This is a genomic window from Microcoleus sp. BM001215392 (assembly GCF_036700185.1).
Taxonomy (GTDB): Bacteria; Cyanobacteriota; Cyanobacteriia; order Cyanobacteriales; family Microcoleaceae; genus Microcoleus.
Map to the genome: position 1 here is coordinate 1 of NZ_JAUBOJ010000458.1, position 1,865 is coordinate 1,865.

Here is a 1,865-nt window from a genome sequence, read left to right on the forward strand (position 1 = left end):
ACCGACTTTCGCTATGAGACGGGGATTTAAATCCCCGGCGGACTTGCGGACAAACGCGAGGCCCAGATGCCACATTGCAACCGTAAATCAGAATATCCGCACTGTCTGTAAAAGCACTCCGCCACTGCTGCAATTGCGTGGAATAAGTCTCCAAATTATCTGCACTCAAACTACCGTCGCCCAGTTGTAGGCTACCCGGAGCACCGTGAGAAACTATGTGAATGCTGTCAATATTTGTCCGAAGAGCTAAGATTTGAGTAATTTGGGCGATCGCATCCCGATGCGCATCCAAAACAACTACTTCCGTACCCGGTGTTACTCCGGCTATCAAACTTTGATAATCTGGTACTTGACTGTCGATAAAGGCGATCGAACTTCCAGAAACTTGATTATTTAAATTTGGCATAATACACCTACTAAGGGGTAAAAAAAGACAGTATTTTCCCTATTTCGCGACTTGCGTCCGAAACCATCTATCAATTTTGATTTACACAGAAACAGCATCCCTACATAAAAATTCTGTGATGGAATATCTGTTGTAGCAACGATAACAGTCTTTTCACACAAAACATATAAACTTTTCTTAAAAAACACTCTGTTAATTAAAGTTTTAGTAAAGCTGCGGAAAATATTAAGTATTGTTACTAAGTAAGTCGGCGCAAGATTGATTAATTACCACAAATCTTTTTTGAAACATCAGTGCAATTGTACTGAGATTTTTACAATCACTTTTGATACCTAATTTTTGCAAATAATGTGATGTGCAATAAAAAAACAGGTTCGATCGTTCGGACTTCAGTCCGCATAAAATCCGAGGACTCGCATTCCGAACGATCAAACCAACGCACTTATTTCAAACCCGCATCTATCTCCGCCAAAAGCCTCTCAGCATCCGCGCACAAAGCATCGTGACAGCAACCGTTACTCGCCAACAATCCCCCCCACTGACTGACATCTCCCCGGTTGTATTGCAAAGCAGAACCGTCAAAACGAGTAAATCGGCCGCCCGCTTCCGTCAAAATCAATTCCGGTGCCGCCAAATCCCAATCTTTCGGCGCAGACTTCCCCGAAAGCGCAATATAAACATCAGCTTTTTGTTCCACAATCGTGGCAATTTTACAGCCAATGCTACCGACAGCTAGTTGATTTTGACAAGGCAGTTTGTGCAATAATTGATTAAAGCGATCGTCCCGGTGACTGCGGCTAGTTACTATAGATAAATCCGCCACTATATTTCGCGCCGAAACCTCTAACTTTACCGTAGAACCGTCCCGACTTTCCACAAAAGTGCCTGCATCTTTCATTGCATAATAAATCTTTTGCTGTTCCGGCCAAGCGACAACCGCTAATACAGGTCTTCCCTGGTATACTAAAGCAATATGTACTGCAAATTCGCCTGTCCTGTCAATAAAATCTCGGGTTCCATCCAAAGGGTCAATAATCCAAACCCAATCTTGAGGTAAGGGAATTTTGCCGTTAATTTCTAAATAAGCTTTGTAAGTTTCTTCGCTGAGATAGCCAAATTCTGCATTGCCTAAAACGGATTGCAATTGGTTGAGAATGTGGGTATTGACGGCGACATCGGCGGCGGTGACTGGGCCGTCTTTTTGTTCTTGGATGTCGAGGTTTGGAGTCTGGGAATCCTGGCGATAATAGGATTGTAGGATATCTGCGGCACCCCAAGCGGCAGCCTGGGAAATTTCGCTCAATTCTTCGAGATTTTTCATGTTTATTTAATTGCAGATGAACGCTGATGGAAGTACAAAGAAACCGATTTCTCTAATAAAAGTAAGGTGGGCTATCAGCACCTTACGTTGACTTTGTATCTGTAGTCGCGAATTCTATTTTCCCGGTTGATAATTACC

The 1,865-nt window shown here is 43.1% G+C and carries 2 protein-coding genes; both read right to left on the reverse strand.

The features are described 5' to 3' along the window. The coding region (locus QT974_RS30605; RefSeq protein WP_333472141.1) for a DUF4347 domain-containing protein at positions 1 to 406 on the reverse strand (406 nt) is incomplete at its 3' end. 442 nt (positions 407 to 848) lie between these two features. Beyond that, positions 849 to 1,727 carry a 3'(2'),5'-bisphosphate nucleotidase CysQ family protein gene (locus tag QT974_RS30610; RefSeq protein ID WP_333472142.1) on the reverse strand — a complete coding sequence of 293 codons (879 nt, stop codon included), beginning with the start codon at positions 1,725 to 1,727 and terminating at the stop codon, positions 849 to 851. Between the last annotated feature and the right edge of the window lie 138 nt (positions 1,728 to 1,865).